A 17,714-nucleotide genomic window follows, 5' to 3' on the forward strand; every position below is an offset into this window, starting at 1 on the left:
GCGCCCGGCGCAAACCGGGCGGCGGCCGCAGGCCTGCGATCAGTGAACGACGCGGTCGAACACGAACGTGCCGTCCTGGACGTCGACCGGAATCACGTCCTTCGGACCGAAACGGCCCGCGAGGATGAGCTTCGCGACCGGATTCTCGATCTCCTGCTGGATCGCGCGCTTCAGCGGACGCGCACCGAACAGCGGATCGTAGCCGACCTTGCCGATCTGTTCGAGCGCCGCTTCCGACACGTCGAGCGCCATGTCGAGCTTCGCGAGCCGGTCGTGCAGGCGTGCGAGCTGGATCTTCGCGATCGACTCGATGTTGCTGCGGTCGAGCGCATGGAACACGACGACGTCGTCGATCCGGTTCAGGAACTCGGGGCGGAAATGCTGCTTCACCTCGAGCCACACGGCGTCCTTGATCTCTTCCTGCGGCGAACCCGTCATCGCCTGGATCACCTGCGAGCCGAGGTTCGACGTCATCACGATCACCGTGTTCTTGAAGTCGACCGTGCGACCCTGCCCGTCCGTCATGCGGCCATCGTCGAGCACCTGCAGCAGCACGTTGAACACGTCCGGATGCGCCTTCTCGATCTCGTCGAGCAGGATCACGCTGTACGGCTTGCGGCGCACGGCTTCCGTCAGGTAACCGCCTTCCTCGTAGCCGACATAGCCCGGCGGCGCGCCGATCAGCCGCGCGACGCTGTGCTTCTCCATGAACTCGCTCATGTCGATACGGATCAGGTGCTCTTCCGAGTCGAACAGGAACGACGCCAGCGCCTTGCACAGCTCGGTCTTGCCGACACCGGTCGGACCGAGGAACAGGAACGAGCCGTACGGACGGTTCGGATCGGCGAGACCCGCGCGCGAACGGCGGATCGCATCGGCCACCGCGCTGATCGCCTCGTGCTGGCCGACCACGCGCTCATGCAGCTTTTCCTCGATGTGCAGCAGCTTCTCGCGTTCGCCCTGCATCATCCGCGACACCGGAATACCGGTCGAACGCGATACGACTTCCGCGATTTCCTCGGCGCCGACCTGCGTGCGCAGCAGGCGCGGACGCGTCGGGTTGTGCTGCTCCTGCTCTTCGGCCTGCGTGACCTGCTTCAGTTGCGCCTCGAGCTGCGGCAGCTTGCCGTACTGCAGCTCGGCAACCTTCTCCAGCTTGCCGTCACGCTGCAGCCGCGCGATGTCCGCACGCACCTTCTCGATCTCTTCCTTCAGCTGCGCGCTGCCCTGCACCGCGGCCTTCTCTGCGGTCCAGATTTCCTCGAGGTCCGCATATTCGCGGCCGAGACGCTCGATCTCTTCCTCGATCAGCTGCAGGCGCTTCTGCGACGCTTCGTCCTGCTCTTTCTTCACGGCTTCGCGCTCGATCTTCAACTGGATCAGACGACGGTCGAGCTTGTCCATCTCTTCGGGCTTCGAATCGATTTCCATCTTGATCTTCGAAGCGGCTTCGTCAATCAGGTCGATGGCCTTGTCCGGCAGGAAGCGGTCGGTGATGTAGCGATGCGACAGCTCGGCCGCGGCGACGATCGCCGGGTCGGTGATGTCGACGCCGTGGTGCAGTTCGTACTTCTCCTGCAGCCCGCGCAGGATCGCGATCGTCGCCTCGACGCTCGGCTCGTCGACGAGCACCTTCTGGAAGCGGCGCTCGAGCGCGGCATCCTTCTCGATGTACTTGCGGTATTCGTCGAGCGTGGTCGCGCCGATGCAGTGCAACTCGCCGCGCGACAGCGCCGGCTTCAGCATGTTGCCCGCATCCATCGCGCCTTCGGCCTTGCCCGCGCCGACCATCGTGTGGATTTCGTCGATGAAGACGATCGTCTGGCCTTCGTCCTTCGCGATGTCGTTGAGCACCGCCTTCAGGCGCTCCTCGAATTCGCCGCGATATTTCGCGCCCGCGAGCAGTGCGGCCATGTCGAGCGACAGCACGCGCTTGCCCTTCAGCGTCTCGGGCACTTCGCCGTTGACGATCCGCTGGGCGAGCCCTTCGACGATCGCGGTCTTGCCGACGCCCGGCTCGCCGATCAGCACCGGGTTGTTCTTGGTGCGGCGCTGCAGGATCTGGATCGAACGGCGGATTTCGTCGTCGCGGCCGATCACCGGATCGAGCTTGCCCGCGCGGGCCCGCTCGGTCAGGTCGACCGTGTATTTCTTCAGCGCCTCGCGCTGGCTTTCCGCGTCCTGGCTGTGCACCTGCGAGCCGCCGCGCACCGCGGCGATCGCGGCTTCGAGCGCCTTGCGCGTGAGGCCGTGCTGGCGTGCGAGCTTGCCGGCGTCGCCCTTGTCGTCGGACACGGCGAGCAGGAACATCTCGCTCGCGATGAACGTGTCGTTGAGCTTCTGCGCTTCCTTGTCGGCCTGGTTCAGCAGCCCGGCCAGTTCACGGCCGATCTGGATGTCGCCGCCCGTGCCCGTCACTTGCGGCAGGCGCGAAATGGCCTCGTTCAGCGCGCCTTGCAGCGCCTGAATGTGAACGCCCGCGCGCGACATCAGCGAGCGCGCGGAACCGTCCTGCTGCGCGACCAGCGCCGCGAGGACGTGAACGGGTTCGATGTATTGATTGTCGCGGCCTGCCGCGAGGCTTTGCGCGTCCGCGAGTGCTTCCTGGAACTTGGTGGTGAGCTTGTCGATTCTCATTTAGTCGAGACCTCCAATTTTCGATTAACACCAAGATGAGGATGGTTATGCGGCTTTCAAGCGAAATTCGGGTTGATTCAGCGCAAAAATCGATGGATATCCTCGAGGCGGCCCCGGGACGGGCCACGGCCGGATCGAGAAGCGCGGCAAGCGCGTATCAGCCGGCCGTCGACGGCGGCTCGACGGACGCAGGTGCGTCTTCCGGCGAAGGCTCGGCGCGCACGCGCACGACCGGGTGGATACCGAGCAACGCGGCGAGCGGCGAAGCGGGTTCGACCAGTTCACCGAGCGTGTGACGATCGAGTTCGGCGAAAAATGCATCGCGCGCGGCCGCCAGCACGCCCTTCAGCCGGCAGTGCGGCTCGATCACGCAGCCGCGCGATTCGCCCTCGGCCGAGAAGCAGCCAACCAGCGCGAAATCGCTCTCGGTCGCACGCACGACCTGGCCGACGGTCAGTTGCAGCGATTCCGGGAACAGCCGCAGCCCGCCGTTGCGGCCGCGGACGGTGTCGACCCACCCCAGCTCGCCGAGCTGCTGCACGACTTTCATCAGATGGTTCTTCGAGATGCCGTAGGCGTCCGAGATCTCCTGGATCGTAGCGAGCCCCTCGCCGCGCACGGCAAGGTACAGCATTACGCGCAGCGAATAGTCGGTGTAGTCGGTGAGTCTCATGGGCGAATACGGAAAAGATCAATCGTGCCCCGATTACGCGAGCCGGGCCGATCGGGATGCGCGCGAGCCCGGTCGACGGCCCTGCTCCGTGGCCCCGGCTTGCCGCGATGGCGCGCGCGCAATAAGATGCGTGACATTTACAGGTTTTTCAGGGGTATTGGACGCTATTTTGCGTCAAAATTCGATCGGCGTCCTACTCGATGCCCGCGCCGCCCCTGTCGTTGCCTATTTCTGCCGGCCCTTTTGCCATGACCGTCCTGCCCGCCTCGCCCGATACCGCACCGGCCCGCCCTCGCGACACCGAGCCGACCGAAGAGAACATCCGCGATCTCGTCTACGCGTTCTACGACCGCGTGCGCGCCGATCCGCTGCTCGGGCCGGTGTTCGACGCAAAGCTGGCCGGCCGCTGGGACGACCATCTGCCGAAGATGGTCACGTTCTGGTCCAGCCTCGTGCTCGGCACCAAGGGCTATCGCGGCAACGTGCAGCAGGCGCACCAGCCGCTCGACGGGATCGAGCCGGCCCATTTCAGCCGCTGGCTGTCGCTGTTCCTGAAGACCGTCGAGGCGCGCTACGCGCCGCCTGCGGCGATCCGCTTCATGGAGCCGGCGCTGCGGATCGCGCAGAGCCTCCAGTTGAGCCGGTTCGGCTGGGACTATCGGATTCCGCCCGAGCAGCAGGCGCTGCTCGACGCGATCGCGCCGCGCCGTCGCGATGCAGGCGACGATCCGCACGCGTTGCCGTCGCGCGCTCGCGGCGAGCCGTTTCCGACGAAGATCATCGGGCGCAGCAGCGATCCGGACGCATAACGGGTAGCCGGCGCGCGCGACGCTTGTGCGCATGCGGCATCGCGCCACATGCTACCCGGACGCCGCGCTCAGCGCCGCGTATTGCCCGATTCGATCCCCCAGCGCGCGAGCGCGGCATCGTCGGTGCTGCGCGCATCGACCCAGCGCTCGCCGTCCGGCGTGGTTTCCTTCTTCCAGAACGGCGCTTCGGTTTTCAGGTAGTCCATCACGAACTCGCACGACGCGAACGCATCGCCGCGGTGCGACGCGACCGTTGCGACCATCACGATCTGGTCGAGCGGCAGGAGCGTGCCGACGCGATGCACGATCGCGACGTCGATGCCCGGCCAGCGCCGGCCGGCCTCGGCGGCAATCTTCTCGAGCGCCTTCTCGGTCATCCCCGGATAGTGCTCGAGCGCCATCGCGGCAACCGAATCACCTTCGTTCAAGTCGCGCACCGTGCCGACGAAGCACGCGAGCGCGCCGATCTTCGGGTTGCGTGCGCGCAATGCCGCGACCTCGACGTTCAGGTCGAAGTCTTCGGTCTGGATTCGTACCGTTGCCATCGCCAGCGCCTCAACCGCCCGTGACCGGCGGAAAGAACGCGACTTCGCAGCCTTCGGTGAGCCGCGTGTCGGGGTCGGTCATCTCGTGGTTGCACGCCATGCGCAGTGCGCGCCCGTCGGCGAGCGTCTCGGCCCACGCGCCGCCGCGCACGCGCAGCCACGCGCGCACGTCGCCCACGGTCGTGACGCTGTCCGGCACGTCGGCCTGCTCGTCGGCGACACCCAGGGCCTCGCGTACGCTTGCAAAAAATTTCAGTTGAATCTTCATGGTTCGGGGAGCCGTCGCGTTACGACAGCAGTTCGGAAAACGGAATGAAACGCACGGTCTCGCCGGCGCTGATCGCGTGCTGCGGCGGGTTGTCGATGAGGCCGTCGCCCCACACCGTCGACGTCAGCACCGCCGAGCTCTGGTTCGGGAACAGATCGAGGCCGCCGGCCGCGTTGACGCGCGCACGCAGGAATTCGTTGCGCCGGTCGCCCTTGTTTTGCGAAAAGTCGGCGCGCAGCGACAGCGCGCGCGGCGCGACGTCGCGCACGCCGGACAGGCGCAGCAGGAACGGCCGCACGAACAGCAGGAACGTGACGAAGCTCGACACCGGGTTGCCGGGTAGCCCGATGAAGTGCGCGTCGGGGCGATCGTCGCCGCGGCGCACCGCGCCGTACGCAAGCGGCTTGCCGGGCTTCATCGCGATCTGCCAAAGCGCGAGCCGCCCTTCGGCCTCGACGGCCGGCTTCACGTGGTCCTCGTCACCGACCGACACGCCGCCGCTCGTCAGGATCACGTCGTGATCGCGGGCGGCCGCGCGCAGCGTGTCGCGGGTCGCCGCGAGCGAATCGGGCACGATCCCGTAGTCGGTCACGTGGCAGCCGAGCCGCTCCAGCAGCCCGCGCAGCGTGAACCGGTTCGAGTTGTAGATCGCGCCGGGCTTCAGCGGTTCGCCGGGCATCGTCAGTTCATCGCCGGTGAAGAAGACCGCGACGCGAATTCGCCGCGCAACCGCCAGTTGCGCGCAGCCGACAGACGCGGCCAGGCCGAGCGCCTGCGGCGTGAGCCGCGTGCCGGCCGGCAGGATCACCGAGCCCTGCCGGATATCCGCGCCCTGCGCGGTGATCCATTCACCGGCCTTCGGCGTGTGCAGGATCTCGACCGCATCGCCGTCCGCCGACGTCTGTTCCTGCATCACGACGGCGTCGGCACCGGGGGGCACCGTCGCGCCGGTGAAGATCCGCGCGGCCGTGCCGGCAGTGAGCGGCGCGGCCGGATGACCGGCCGGAATGCGCTGCGACACCGGCAAGCGCCGCTCGCCATGCAGCAGGTCGGCGACGCGCACCGCATAGCCGTCCATCGCGCTCGTATGCATCGGCGGCACGTCGAGCGGCGAGCTCACGTCGGCCGCCAGCACACGGCCGAGCGCGTCGAGCGTGGCGACGGTTTCGGCGCCGGCCAACGGCTTCGCGGCATCGAGCAGCGCGGCGAGCGCCTCGGCGGTCGACAGCATCGGCGCGCGCGGCGCCGCGGGATTCGGGTTCGACATCGATGGAATCGGGGATCGTTGGATTCAATACGTCATTGTAGCGACGCCGTCGCGCGGGCGCGCGATATGGCGGACATGCGGAAACTGTGATCGGCGCGAACGCGCCGGTCTGACACTTGTTTCGTACGAGTTGCGACGACCGCCGCTTGGCCGCTGCCAAACGAAACGGCCGGAACCCCGATCCGTTCGACGAATCGGCGTTCCGGCCGTCCTGCGCAGCCGGGCCCGCGGCCCGGCCATGCGTCATGCGCCCGTATGGGCGGCGATGAAGTCCTTCACCTGCTGCGCATCGGCCTTCACGACCTCGAAACGCTGCGGCAGCGCCTCGAGCCCGTCGAATGCGGCCGGACGCTCGGCTTCGCGATCGAGTGCTTCGCGAATCGTCTCGCCGAACTTGATCGGCTGCGCCGTCTCGAGCACGACCATCGGCACGCCCGCGTCGAGATGCTCTCGCGCGACCTTCACGCCGTCGGCCGTGTGCGTATCGATCATCGTGTCGTAGCGCGAGAACACGTCGCGGATCGTCGCGATGCGGTCCGTGTGGCTGCTGCGGCCCGACACGAAGCCGAACTCGGCGACGCGCGCGAAATCGCCGCTCGCCGCGAGATCGAAACCGCCCTTCTCCTCGACGTCGCGGAACAGCTGCATCACGCGCGCCGGATCGCGGCCGAGCAGGTCGAACACGAAGCGCTCGAAGTTCGATGCCTTCGAGATGTCCATGCTCGGGCTGCTCGTGTGATAGGTGTTCTCCGCGCTGCGCACGCGATACGCGCCCGTGCGGAAGAACTCGTCGAGCACGTCGTTCTCGTTGGTCGCGACCACGAGCTTCGCGATCGGCAACCCCATCATCCGCGCGATGTGGCCTGCGCAGACATTGCCGAAGTTGCCCGACGGCACCGTGAACGACACGCGCTCGTCATTCGACCGAGTGGCCGCGAAGTAACCCTTGAAGTAGTACACGACCTGCGCGACGACGCGTGCCCAGTTGATCGAGTTGACCGTGCCGATCTTCTGCTGCGCCTTGAACGCGTGATCGTTCGACACGGCCTTCACGATGTCCTGGCAGTCGTCGAACACGCCTTCGACCGCGAGGTTGAAGATGTTCGGATCCTGCAGGCTGAACATCTGCGCCGTCTGGAACGCGCTCATCTTCTTGTGCGGCGACAGCATGAACACGCGCACGCCGGCCTTGCCGCGCATCGCGTATTCAGCCGCGCTGCCCGTGTCGCCGGACGTCGCGCCGAGAATGTTCAGCGTCTGCCCATGCTTCGCAAGCGTGTACTCGAACAGGTTGCCGAGCAGCTGCATCGCCATGTCCTTGAACGCGAGCGTCGGGCCGTTCGACAGTTCGAGCAGCGAGATCGGCGCGCCGTTCTCGGTGCCGAGCGTCTTCAGCGGCGTGATATCGGACGCGTTCTCGCCATGGCGCGTGTTGCGGTATACGTCGGCCGTGTACGTGCGGCGCGTGAGCGCGCGCAGGTCGTCGGCCGGCACGTCGTCGCAGAACTTCGACAGGATCTCGAACGCGAGATCCGCGTACGGCAGCGCGCGCCAGCGCGCGAGCTCATCGGTGGACACCTTCGGATATTCCGCCGGCAGGTAGAGCCCGCCGTCCTTCGCGAGACCGCCGAGCAGGATGTCGGAGAACGTGTGGCGCTCGCCGATGCCGGCGCCGCGCGTGGAGATGTAGTTCATGTCGTCCTCAGCTCAGTTCAGCGCTTCCATGCGCAGCTTCGTCACCTTCGACACGACCGTCGCGAGGCTCTCGATTTGCGCGATCGCCGCATTGACGTTCTTCTCGACCGTTTCGTGCGTGATCAGGATGATGTCGGTTTCGCCGTTCGCACCGTCGACCTGCTCCGACTCCTTCTGCAGCAGCGCGTCGATCGAGATGCCCGATTCGGCGAGGATGCGCGTGATCGCGGCGAGCACGCCGGTCTGGTCGGCAACGCGCAGGCGCAGGTAGTAGCCGCTCGTCACTTCCTCGATCGGCAGGATCGGCGTGTTCGACAGGCTGTCCGGCTGGAACGCGAGATGCGGCACGCGATGCTCCGGGTCAGCCGTGTGCAGGCGCGTGACGTCGACGAGATCCGCGACCACGGCCGATGCGGTCGGCTCCGCGCCCGCGCCCTTGCCGTAGTACAGCGTCGTGCCGACCGCGTCGCCATGCACGACGACCGCGTTCATCGCGCCTTCGACGTTCGCGAGCAGGCGCTTTTCCGGGATCAGCGTCGGGTGCACGCGCAGCTCGATGCCGTTTTCGGCGCGGCGCGTGATGCCGAGCAGCTTGATCCGGTAGCCGAGTTCTTCCGCGTAGCGGATGTCGGTCGCGTCGAGCTTGCTGATGCCTTCGACGTACGCACGCTCGAACTGCACCGGCACGCCGAACGCGATCGCGCTCATGATCGTCGCCTTGTGCGCGGCGTCGACGCCTTCGATGTCGAAGGTCGGATCGGCTTCCGCGTAGCCGAGCTCCTGCGCGGCCTTCAGCGCGGTCGCGAAGTCGAGCCCGCGATCGCGCATTTCCGACAGGATGTAGTTGGTCGTGCCGTTGATGATGCCCGCGATGTACTGGATGCGGTTCGCGGTCAGGCCTTCGCGCAGCGCCTTGATGATCGGGATGCCGCCGGCGACGGCCGCCTCGAACGCGACCATCACGCCCTTCGCGCGCGCGGCCTCGAAGATCTCGGTGCCGTGCACCGCGAGCAGCGCCTTGTTGGCTGTCACGACGTGCTTGCCGTTCGCGATCGCGCGCAGCACGAGCTCGCGCGCGATGCCCGTGCCGCCGATCATCTCGGCGATGATCGCGATCGACGGATCATCGACGACTGCATTGAAATCGTCGGTGATCTGCGCGGCGCCGGCGTCGCCGCCGAGCGCTGCCAGCGCCTTGGCCGGGTTGCGCACCGCAATGCGCGTCACCTCAATGCCGCGCCCCGCGCGTCGCTTGATTTCTTCCTGGTTGCGGCCCAGCACCGTGAAGGTGCCGCTGCCCACCGTGCCGAAGCCCAACAGGCCAACTTTGATCGGTTCCATGCTGCGTGTGATCGAATGAGTAAGAATGAGTGAGTGCCGTGTGGCCGTGCCGCTCAGGCCGAATGGCGCTTGCGGTAGCCGTCGAGGAAGCGTGCGATCCGGTTGATCGAATCGGTCAGGTCGTCGAGGTTCGGCAGGAAGACCACGCGGAAGTGGTCCGGCGCGACCCAGTTGAAGCCCGTGCCCTGAACGAGCAGCACGCGTTCCTCGAGCAACAGGTCGAGAATGAACTGCTGGTCGTTCTGGATCGGATAAAGCTTCGGGTCGAGGCGCGGGAACATGTACAGCGCGGCCTGCGGCTTCACGCAGGTCACGCCCGGGATCGACGTGAGCATGTCGTACGCGAGTTCGCGCTGCTTGTACAGGCGCCCGCTCGGCACGATCAGCTCGTTGATGCTCTGGTAGCCGCCGAGCGCCGTCTGGATCGCGAACTGCCCGGGCACGTTCGCGCACAGGCGCATCGACGACAGGATGCCGAGCCCTTCGAGATAATCCTTCGCGTGCCGGCGGTTGTCGCCGCCGAGGCCCGACACGGCCATCCAGCCCGCGCGGTAGCCGCACGAGCGATAGCTCTTCGACAGGCTGTTGAACGTGACGGTGATCACGTCCTCCGACAGCGAACCCAGCGCCGTGTGCTCGAGGCCGTCGTAGACGATCTTGTCGTACACCTCGTCGGCGAACACGATCAGCCCGTGCTGGCGCGCGATCTCGAGCAGCTCGAGCAGCAATTCGTCCGAATAAAGCGCACCCGTCGGGTTGTTCGGGTTGATCACGACGATCGCCTTCGTGTTCGGCGTGATCTTGCGGCGGATGTCGTCGAGATCGGGCATCCACGCGTTCTGTTCGTCACAGATGTAATGCACCGGCGTGCCGCCCGACAGGCTGACCGCCGCCGTCCACAGCGGGTAGTCGGGCGCGGGCAGCAGCACTTCGTCGCCGTCGTTCAGGAGCGCCTGGGTCGCCATCACGATCAGCTCGGACGCGCCGTTGCCGATGTAGATGTCGTCGAGCCCGACGCCCACGACGCCCTTTTCCTGCGTGTAGTGCATCACGGCCTTGCGCGCCGAGAACACGCCTTTCGAATCCGAATAGCCGGACGATGTCGGCAGGTTGCGGATCATGTCCTGGATGATCTCGTCCGGCGCGTCGAAACCGAACGGCGCGAGGTTGCCGATGTTCAGCTTGATGATGCGGTGGCCTTCTTCCTCGAGGCGCTTCGCGTGCTCGAGCACCGGGCCACGGATGTCGTAGCAGACGTTGAGCAGCTTGTTCGACTTCTGAATCGGTTTCACGACGACACGGTTCCTGGGTTGGCCTTGCGGCCGGGGGACGGGATCAAAACTGGAGAGCGGCCGGTCTGTGCGCGCTGTCTAGACTGGGAAAAAGCGGGCGGTCGGGCGCGGCTTGTGGCGACGCGCGACGCAATTGGCGCCCGGGGGCGACCAAAAAGTTATAATTTAGCGGATTTTGGCTGACTTTCGCAATGCACCATGGCCGCGCCGGGCCCGCGCCTTCAGGCGTCCCGCGTGCTCGGGCAAGCGAAACCGGCCATCCGGGCCCGTGTGGCCCTGCGATACATTCCCCTACGGAACCGCGGAATACCGATTTGAAACTGCACCAGGATACGAGCGGCGCGCTCAACACCGTCACCGGCTACGGCCCCGATTATGTCGACGTCAATCTCGAACGCCATGAAACGAGCGTCATCGTGCTGCCCGGCGCGCCGGTCCAGGCATGGCCCGTGTCGTCGTTCGACGCGCTCGCGCCGGAGCATTTCGCGATGCTGCTCGACCCGACACCCGAACTCGTGATCTTCGGCAGCGGCGCGCGGCTGCGCTTCCCGCACCCGCGGCTCGTCGCGGCGCTCACGGCGAAGCGGATCGGCGTCGAGACGATGGATTTCCAGGCCGCCTGCCGCACCTACAACATCCTGATGGCCGAGGGCCGCAAAGTCGCCGCCGCGCTCTTAATTGAACGTTAATCCCCGATGCGGTAAAACTCGGGCCGGCGCAGCGGGTCGATCCCCGGATCGGCCCGGCCGGGCCGCCCGCCCCCGGCGCAACCCGCCGGCGGCCCGTCACAACAACCAACAGGCTGAAAATCCATGAACGATACGCCGTCGAGGCTACCGCTCAATCGCATCACGCTCGTCCTCCTCGTCGTCGCACTCGCGATCGTCTGGTTCGCGCCGCTCGGGCTGCGCCACCTGATCCCGAGCGACGAAGGCCGCTACGCGGAAATGGCGCGCGAGATGTTCGTCACCGGCGACTGGATCACGCCGCGCTACAACGGCTACAAGTATTTCGAGAAGCCGCCGCTGCAGACCTGGCTGAACGCGCTCACGTTCGCGTGGTTCGGCATCGGCGAATGGCAGGCGCGCCTCTACACGGCCGTCGCGAGCTTCGCGGGCATCCTGCTGGTCGGCTACACCGGCGCGCGCCTGTTCAACCCGCTGTCGGGCTTCCTCGCAGCCGTCGTGCTCGCCAGCGCGCCGTACTGGAACCTGATGGGCCACTTCAACGCGCTCGACATGGGGCTCGCATTCTGGATGGCGCTGTCGCTGTGCTCGCTGCTGCTCGCGCAGCGGCCCGGGCTGCGCCCGGCCGCCGCACGGGGCTGGATGTGGGCATGCTGGGCCGCGATGGCGTTCGCGGTGCTGTCGAAGGGCCTCGTCGGCCTGATCCTGCCCGGCGCCGTGCTCGTGCTCTACACGCTGATCGCGCGCGACTGGGCGCTGTGGAAGCGCCTGTACCTGGTGAGCGGCCTCGTGATCTTCTTCGCGATCGTCACCCCGTGGTTCGTGCTCGTCCAGCAGCGCAACCCCGAGTTCTTCAACTTCTTCTTCATCGTCCAGCAGTTCCGCCGGTACCTGACCCCGGAACAGAACCGCCCGGGCCCGCTCTACTACTTCGTGCCCGTGCTGCTGGTCGGCTTCCTGCCGTGGCTGTCGGTCGCGTGGCAGAGCATTCGCCATGCGCTGCGGATGCCGCGCCAGCCGAACGGCTTCTCGCCGATGCTCGTGCTGCTGATCTGGAGCGCATTCATCTTCCTGTTCTTCAGCGCGTCGCATTCGAAGCTGATCTCGTACGTGCTGCCGGTCGCGCCGGCGCTCGCGCTGATCATCGGCGCGTACCTGCCGCTGATGAGCGCCGACCGGTTCCGCCGCCACCTGCTCGGCTATCTCGTGTTCCTCGTCGTCGCGGCGTTCGGGGTCATCTTCCTTGCGTACCAGGGCGATGCCCGCACGCCGAACGCGCTGTACCGCGCGTTCCAGATGTGGCTGTACGCGGGCCTCGCGGTCGCAGCCGTGCTGACGCTCGCGGCCGCCTGGCTGAACCGCCGCACGGGCGTGGCTGCCGCGCTCGCCGCATTCGGCGCCGCCTGGCTCGCCTTCGGCACGATCGGCGGCACCGGCCACGACGAATTCGGCCGCTACAGCTCGGGCGCGCTCCTCGCGCCGGCCGTGCGCGCCGAGCTGGCGAAACTGCCGGCCGACACGCCGTTCTACTCGATCGAGATGCTCGATCACACGTTCCCGTTCTATATGGGCCACACGACGATCATGGTCCAGCGCCAGGACGAGCTCGCGTTCGGGATCTCGATGGAGCCGAACAAGTGGATTCCGACCGTCGACGAGTGGATCACGCGCTGGAAGCAGGAAACCCATGCGCTCGCGATCATGCCGCCCGGACAATACGACGCCCTGGTCAAGCAAGGCGTGCCGATGCGCGTGATTGCACGCGACAACCGCCGCGTGATCGTCGAGAAACCGCAATCGTAAGGACGCCCGCTGCATGAATCCCGTTTCGTTCGTCTGCATCATCACCGGCGTGATGCTCAACGCCTGTGCGCAACTTCTGCTGAAAGCCGGCGTCAACGCCGTTGGACACTTCGAATTCAGCCGTGCGAACATCATCCCGGTCGGCCTGAAGATCGCAACCCAATTGCCGATCATCGGCGGCCTCGGCTGCTACGTGCTGAGCGTCGTGGTCTGGATCGTCGGGCTGTCGCGGGTCGACGTGTCGATCGCGTACCCGATGCTGTCGCTCGGCTACGTCGTCAACGCGTTCGCCGCCTGGTACCTGTTCGGCGAAGTGCTGTCGGTCCAGCGGCTCGTCGGCATCGGCATCATCCTGATCGGCGTGCTCGTGCTCGCGCGCAGCTGAGCACGCCCCGCCGTGCACATTAAGCGTCCGCCTACAAAAAATCACGGTGCGAATCGGCCAACCGGTGTTTAATGCCGGTTTCGGACGGATCGCCCGACCCTTTTATTACACGCCATTACAGGCCAAAGCGTACATGAGCCAGACTACCGCTCCGTTTCTGCCGTTCACCCGCCCCGAGATCGATGAGGAAACCATCCAGGGCGTCGTCGACGTACTGCGCTCGGGCTGGATCACCACCGGCCCGCAGTGCCAGAAATTCGAAGCGGCGCTGTCCGAGTACTGCGGCGGCCGCCCGGTCCGCGCGTTCAATTCGGGCACCTGCACGCTCGAGATCGGCCTGCGCATCGCGGGCGTCGGCGCCGGCGACGAAGTGATCACGACGCCGGCGTCGTGGGTCTCGACCAGCAACGTGATCCTCGAGACAGGCGCGACGCCCGTGTTCGCCGACATCGATCCCGTCACGCGCAATATCGACCTCGACAAGCTCGAGCAGGCGATCACGCCGCGCACGAAGGCGATCATTCCCGTGTTCCTGTCCGGCTTGCCAGTCGACATGGACCGCCTGTACGCGATCGCACGCGCACACAAGCTGCGCGTGATCGAGGATGCGGCGCAGGCGTTCGGCTCGACGTGGAACGGCAAGCGCATCGGCGCGATCGGCGACATCGTGTCGTTCAGCTTCCACGCGAACAAGAACCTGACGACGATCGAAGGCGGCGCACTCGTGCTGAACAACGAGGAAGAAGCGACGCTCGCGCAGAAGTACCGGCTGCAGGGCATCACGCGCACGGGCTTCGACGGGATGGACTGCGACGTGCTCGGCGGCAAGTACAACCTGACCGACGTCGCCGCGCGCGTCGGCCTCGGCCAGTTGCCGCACATCGAACGCTTCACCGCGCAGCGCCGCGCGCTGGCGCGTGCATACTTCGCCGAATTCGACGGCAGTGCAGCCGTGAAGCTCGGCGTCGGCCTGCCGATCGCCGAATTCGAGAACGGCAACTGGCACATGTTCCTGATCACGCTGCCGCTCGAGCGCCTGACGATCACGCGCGCCGAGTTCATGGCGCAGATGAAGGAACGCGGCATCGGCACGGGCATCCACTACCCGGCGATCCATCTTTTCACGCTGTACCGTGCACGCGGCTTCAAGGAGGGCATGTTCCCCCACGCCGAACGGTACGGCGCGTCGACCGTCACGCTGCCGCTCTTCACGCAGATGACGGAAGGCGACGTGCGTCGCGTGGTCGACGCCATCAACCAGATTTGCGAACAATACGGAAAATAAGCGTACATGAGTCACCTTGAAGCACGCGCCGGGCATCCGGGCGCCGCGAACCCGGAAGTATCGATCATCATCCCCGTGTACAACGAGGAAGATGGCCTGGCTGCGCTGTTCGCGCGGCTGTACCCGGCACTCGACGCACTCGGCACGTCGTACGAAGTGATCCTGATCAACGACGGCAGCCGCGATCGCTCGGCCGCGATGCTCGCCGATCAGTTCCACGTACGTCCCGACACGACGCGCGTCGTGCTGCTCAACGGCAACTACGGCCAGCATATGGCGATCCTCGCCGGCTTCGCGCAGTCGCGCGGCGAGATCGTCATCACGCTCGACGCCGACCTGCAGAACCCGCCCGAGGAAATCGGCAAGCTGATCGCGAAGATGCGTGAGGGCTACGACTACGTCGGCTCGATCCGCAAGCAGCGCCAGGACAGTCTGTGGCGGCGCAAGGCGTCGCAGATGATGAACCGTCTGCGCGAGCGCATCACGCGCATCAAGATGACCGACCAGGGCTGCATGCTGCGCGCGTACAGCCGCCGCATCATCGACACGATCAACGTGTGCGGCGAAGTCAACACGTTCATCCCCGCCCTCGCGTACACGTTCGCGCAGAAACCGACCGAAATCGAGGTCGCGCACGAGGAGCGCTTCGCCGGCGAGTCGAAGTACTCGCTGTACAGCCTGATCCGGCTGAACTTCGACCTCGTGACGGGCTTCTCGGTCGTGCCGCTGCAGTGGCTGTCGTTCATCGGCGTGATCCTGTCGCTCGGCTCAGCCGCGTTGTTCGTGCTGCTGCTCGTGCGACGCTTCATCGTCGGCGCGGAAGTGCAAGGCGTGTTCACGCTGTTTGCCATCACGTTCTTCCTGCTCGGCGTGATCATCTTCGCGCTCGGCCTGCTCGGCGAATACGTCGGCCGCATCTACCAGCAGGTGCGTGCACGGCCGCGCTACCTGATCCAGGCCGTGCTCGAGCAGCACGACGGCGTGCCGGCAGTGCCGGCCGGCGCAAACCGCACGGGTGCCACGCAATGAAGCCGCGCGCAGTCGTCTTCGCATATCACAACGTCGGCGTGCGCTGCCTGCAGGTGCTGCTCGCGCGCGGCGTCGACGTCGCGCTCGTCGTCACGCACGAGGACAACCCGAACGAGAACATCTGGTTCGGCAGCGTCGCGTCCGTCGCGGCCGAGCACGGCATTCCGGTCGTCACGCCGGCCGATCCCGCCGATCCGGCGCTGCGCCGCGCGGTTTCCGACGCGCAGCCGGACTTCATCTTCTCGTTCTACTACCGGCACATGCTGCCGGTGGACCTGCTCGCGATCGCGCCGAAGGGCGCGTACAACATGCACGGGTCGCTGCTGCCGAAATACCGGGGTCGGGTACCGACCAACTGGGCGGTACTGAACGGCGAAAGCGAAACCGGCGCGACGCTGCACGAGATGGCAGCGAAACCCGACGCCGGCGCGATCATCGGCCAGACCGCGGTGCCGATCCTGCCGGACGACACCGCCACGCAGGTGTTCGACAAGGTCACGGTAGCCGCCGAGCAGACGCTCTGGCGCGTGCTGCCCGCGCTACTCGCCGGCGAGGCGCCGCACCTGCCGAACGATCTCGCCACCGGCAGCTACTACGGCGGGCGCAAGCCCGAGGACGGTCGCATCGACTGGTCGAAGCCGGCCGCGCAGGTCTACAACCTGGTGCGCGCGGTCGCGCCCCCGTATCCGGGCGCGTTCACGGACGTCGACGGCACGCGTTTCGTGATCGCGCGCGCGCGCCTCGCGGCGCCCGGCAGCGCGGCAGCGGCCGCCGCGGCAGATTTGCCGCCCGGCCTGCACGTAAGCGATAATGCGCTATTCGGCGTCTGCGGCGACAGCCGCGCCCTATCCATTCTCGAGCTGTGGCAGCAGCGGGACGGCAGCGAAACCGTCGTGACGCCCGCGGAATTCGCGCAGTTCATTCATTCTTCCCGTCATTCATGAAAGCAAAAAAAGTCCTGATCCTGGGTGTGAACGGCTTCATCGGCCATCACCTGTCGAAGCGCATTCTTGAAACCACCGATTGGGAAGTGTTCGGCATGGACATGCAGACCGATCGGCTGGGCGACCTCGTCAACCACGAGCGGATGCATTTCTTCGAAGGCGACATCACGATCAACAAGGAGTGGGTCGAGTATCACGTGAAGAAGTGCGACGTGATCCTGCCGCTCGTCGCGATCGCGACGCCCGCCACCTACGTCCAGCAGCCGCTGCGCGTGTTCGAACTCGACTTCGAGGCGAACCTGCCGATCGTGCGTTCGGCCGTCAAGTACGGCAAGCACCTCGTGTTCCCGTCGACCTCCGAGGTCTACGGCATGTGCTCGGACGAGCAGTTCGACCCGGACGCATCGGCCCTCACCTACGGCCCGATCAACAAGCCGCGCTGGATCTACGCATGCTCGAAGCAGCTGATGGACCGCGTGATCTGGGGCTACGGGATGGAAGGCCTGAACTTCACGCTGTTCCGTCCGTTCAACTGGATCGGCCCGGGCCTCGACTCGATCTACACGCCGAAGGAAGGCAGCTCGCGCGTGGTCACGCAGTTCCTCGGCCACATCGTGCGCGGCGAGAACATCAGCCTCGTCGACGGCGGCTCGCAGAAGCGCGCGTTCACCGACATCGGCGACGGCATCAGCGCGCTGATGAAGATCATCGAGAACAAGGACGGCGTCGCGTCGGGCAAGATCTACAACATCGGGAATCCGAAGAACAATTTCTCGGTTCGCGAACTCGCGCACAAGATGCTCGAACTGGCGGCGGAATTCCCCGAGTACGCCGATTCGGCCAAGCAGGTGAAGCTCGTCGAGACGACGTCCGGCGCCTACTACGGCAACGGCTACCAGGACGTGCAGAACCGCGTGCCGAAGATCGACAACACGATGCAGGAACTCGGCTGGGCGCCGCAAGCGACGTTCGACGACGCGCTGCGCAACATCTTCGAAGCGTATCGCGGCCACGTCGCCGACGCGCGCGCGCTCGTCGAACAGCAAGGCTGACCG

16 protein-coding genes are annotated in these 17,714 nt (G+C 66.1%); 8 read left to right on the forward strand and 8 right to left on the reverse strand.

All coding sequences use genetic code 11. The features are described from left to right. Positions 1-39 precede the first annotated feature (39 nt). Together clpB and LXE91_RS15090 are read right to left on the reverse strand one after the other, a co-directional pair. Complete coding sequence (gene clpB, locus LXE91_RS15085) at positions 40-2,637, reverse strand: ATP-dependent chaperone ClpB (RefSeq protein WP_039366941.1); 2,598 nt, start codon at positions 2,635-2,637, stop codon at positions 40-42. A 157-nt stretch (positions 2,638-2,794) separates the two neighbouring features. Then, on the reverse strand, positions 2,795-3,310 hold the full coding sequence (locus LXE91_RS15090; protein ID WP_039366945.1) for an Rrf2 family transcriptional regulator: 516 nt from the start codon (positions 3,308-3,310) through the stop codon (positions 2,795-2,797). Positions 3,311-3,558: 248 nt separating this feature from the next. Between LXE91_RS15090 and LXE91_RS15095 the strand changes: the two genes are divergently transcribed. Next, positions 3,559-4,119 carry a group III truncated hemoglobin gene (locus LXE91_RS15095; protein ID WP_039366947.1) on the forward strand — a complete coding sequence of 187 codons (561 nt, stop codon included), beginning with the start codon at positions 3,559-3,561 and terminating at the stop codon, positions 4,117-4,119. A gap of 68 nt (positions 4,120-4,187) precedes the next feature. Here LXE91_RS15095 and LXE91_RS15100 read toward each other — a convergent pair whose 3' ends face one another. From LXE91_RS15100 to LXE91_RS15125, 6 genes are all read right to left on the reverse strand, one after another. Continuing rightward, on the reverse strand, positions 4,188-4,664 hold the full coding sequence (locus LXE91_RS15100; RefSeq protein WP_039366949.1) for a molybdenum cofactor biosynthesis protein MoaE: 477 nt from the start codon (positions 4,662-4,664) through the stop codon (positions 4,188-4,190). Positions 4,665-4,674: 10 nt separating this feature from the next. Beyond that, positions 4,675-4,932: a molybdopterin converting factor subunit 1 gene (moaD, locus tag LXE91_RS15105; protein WP_039366951.1), complete on the reverse strand. Its 258-nt coding sequence runs from the start codon at positions 4,930-4,932 to the stop codon at positions 4,675-4,677. Between the two features lie 19 nt (positions 4,933-4,951). After that, a complete protein-coding gene (locus LXE91_RS15110) occupies positions 4,952-6,199 on the reverse strand; it encodes a molybdopterin molybdotransferase MoeA (RefSeq protein ID WP_039366953.1) in 1,248 nt (415 codons plus the stop codon). Positions 6,200-6,442: 243 nt separating this feature from the next. Continuing rightward, on the reverse strand, positions 6,443-7,894 hold the full coding sequence (thrC, locus tag LXE91_RS15115; RefSeq protein WP_039366955.1) for a threonine synthase: 1,452 nt from the start codon (positions 7,892-7,894) through the stop codon (positions 6,443-6,445). A gap of 12 nt (positions 7,895-7,906) precedes the next feature. Next, entirely contained in the window at positions 7,907-9,235 is a 1,329-nt protein-coding gene (locus LXE91_RS15120) for a homoserine dehydrogenase (protein ID WP_039366956.1), read from the reverse strand. 53 nt (positions 9,236-9,288) lie between these two features. Beyond that, positions 9,289-10,527 carry a pyridoxal phosphate-dependent aminotransferase gene (locus LXE91_RS15125; RefSeq protein ID WP_039366959.1) on the reverse strand — a complete coding sequence of 413 codons (1,239 nt, stop codon included), beginning with the start codon at positions 10,525-10,527 and terminating at the stop codon, positions 9,289-9,291. Positions 10,528-10,841: 314 nt separating this feature from the next. On the opposite strand from LXE91_RS15125, the gene LXE91_RS15130 reads away from it, so the two are divergent. From LXE91_RS15130 to LXE91_RS15160, 7 genes are all read left to right on the forward strand, one after another. Further along, the gene (locus tag LXE91_RS15130; RefSeq protein ID WP_012328660.1) at positions 10,842-11,216 is read left to right on the forward strand and encodes an Mth938-like domain-containing protein; all 375 of its coding nucleotides are present in this window, start codon (positions 10,842-10,844) and stop codon (positions 11,214-11,216) included. A gap of 123 nt (positions 11,217-11,339) precedes the next feature. Continuing rightward, positions 11,340-13,016, forward strand: a complete 1,677-nt coding sequence (locus LXE91_RS15135) for a glycosyltransferase family 39 protein (protein WP_039366962.1) — start codon at positions 11,340-11,342, stop codon at positions 13,014-13,016. A gap of 13 nt (positions 13,017-13,029) precedes the next feature. Then, complete coding sequence (locus LXE91_RS15140; RefSeq protein ID WP_011352303.1) at positions 13,030-13,401, forward strand: EamA family transporter; 372 nt, start codon at positions 13,030-13,032, stop codon at positions 13,399-13,401. 133 nt (positions 13,402-13,534) lie between these two features. Further along, complete coding sequence (locus LXE91_RS15145; protein ID WP_039366965.1) at positions 13,535-14,686, forward strand: DegT/DnrJ/EryC1/StrS family aminotransferase; 1,152 nt, start codon at positions 13,535-13,537, stop codon at positions 14,684-14,686. A 6-nt stretch (positions 14,687-14,692) separates the two neighbouring features. Further along, positions 14,693-15,715 carry a glycosyltransferase gene (locus LXE91_RS15150; protein ID WP_039366967.1) on the forward strand — a complete coding sequence of 341 codons (1,023 nt, stop codon included), beginning with the start codon at positions 14,693-14,695 and terminating at the stop codon, positions 15,713-15,715. Then, positions 15,712-16,659, forward strand: a complete 948-nt coding sequence (locus LXE91_RS15155; protein WP_039366970.1) for a formyltransferase — start codon at positions 15,712-15,714, stop codon at positions 16,657-16,659. Before LXE91_RS15150 ends, LXE91_RS15155 begins: the two co-directional genes overlap by 4 nt. Beyond that, on the forward strand, positions 16,656-17,711 hold the full coding sequence (locus LXE91_RS15160; RefSeq protein WP_006482864.1) for a bifunctional UDP-4-keto-pentose/UDP-xylose synthase: 1,056 nt from the start codon (positions 16,656-16,658) through the stop codon (positions 17,709-17,711). The genes LXE91_RS15155 and LXE91_RS15160 overlap by 4 nt, the downstream gene beginning before the upstream one ends. Positions 17,712-17,714: the final 3 nt, after the last annotated feature.

This window comes from Burkholderia contaminans, from assembly GCF_029633825.1.
Taxonomy (GTDB): Bacteria; Pseudomonadota; Gammaproteobacteria; order Burkholderiales; family Burkholderiaceae; genus Burkholderia; species Burkholderia contaminans.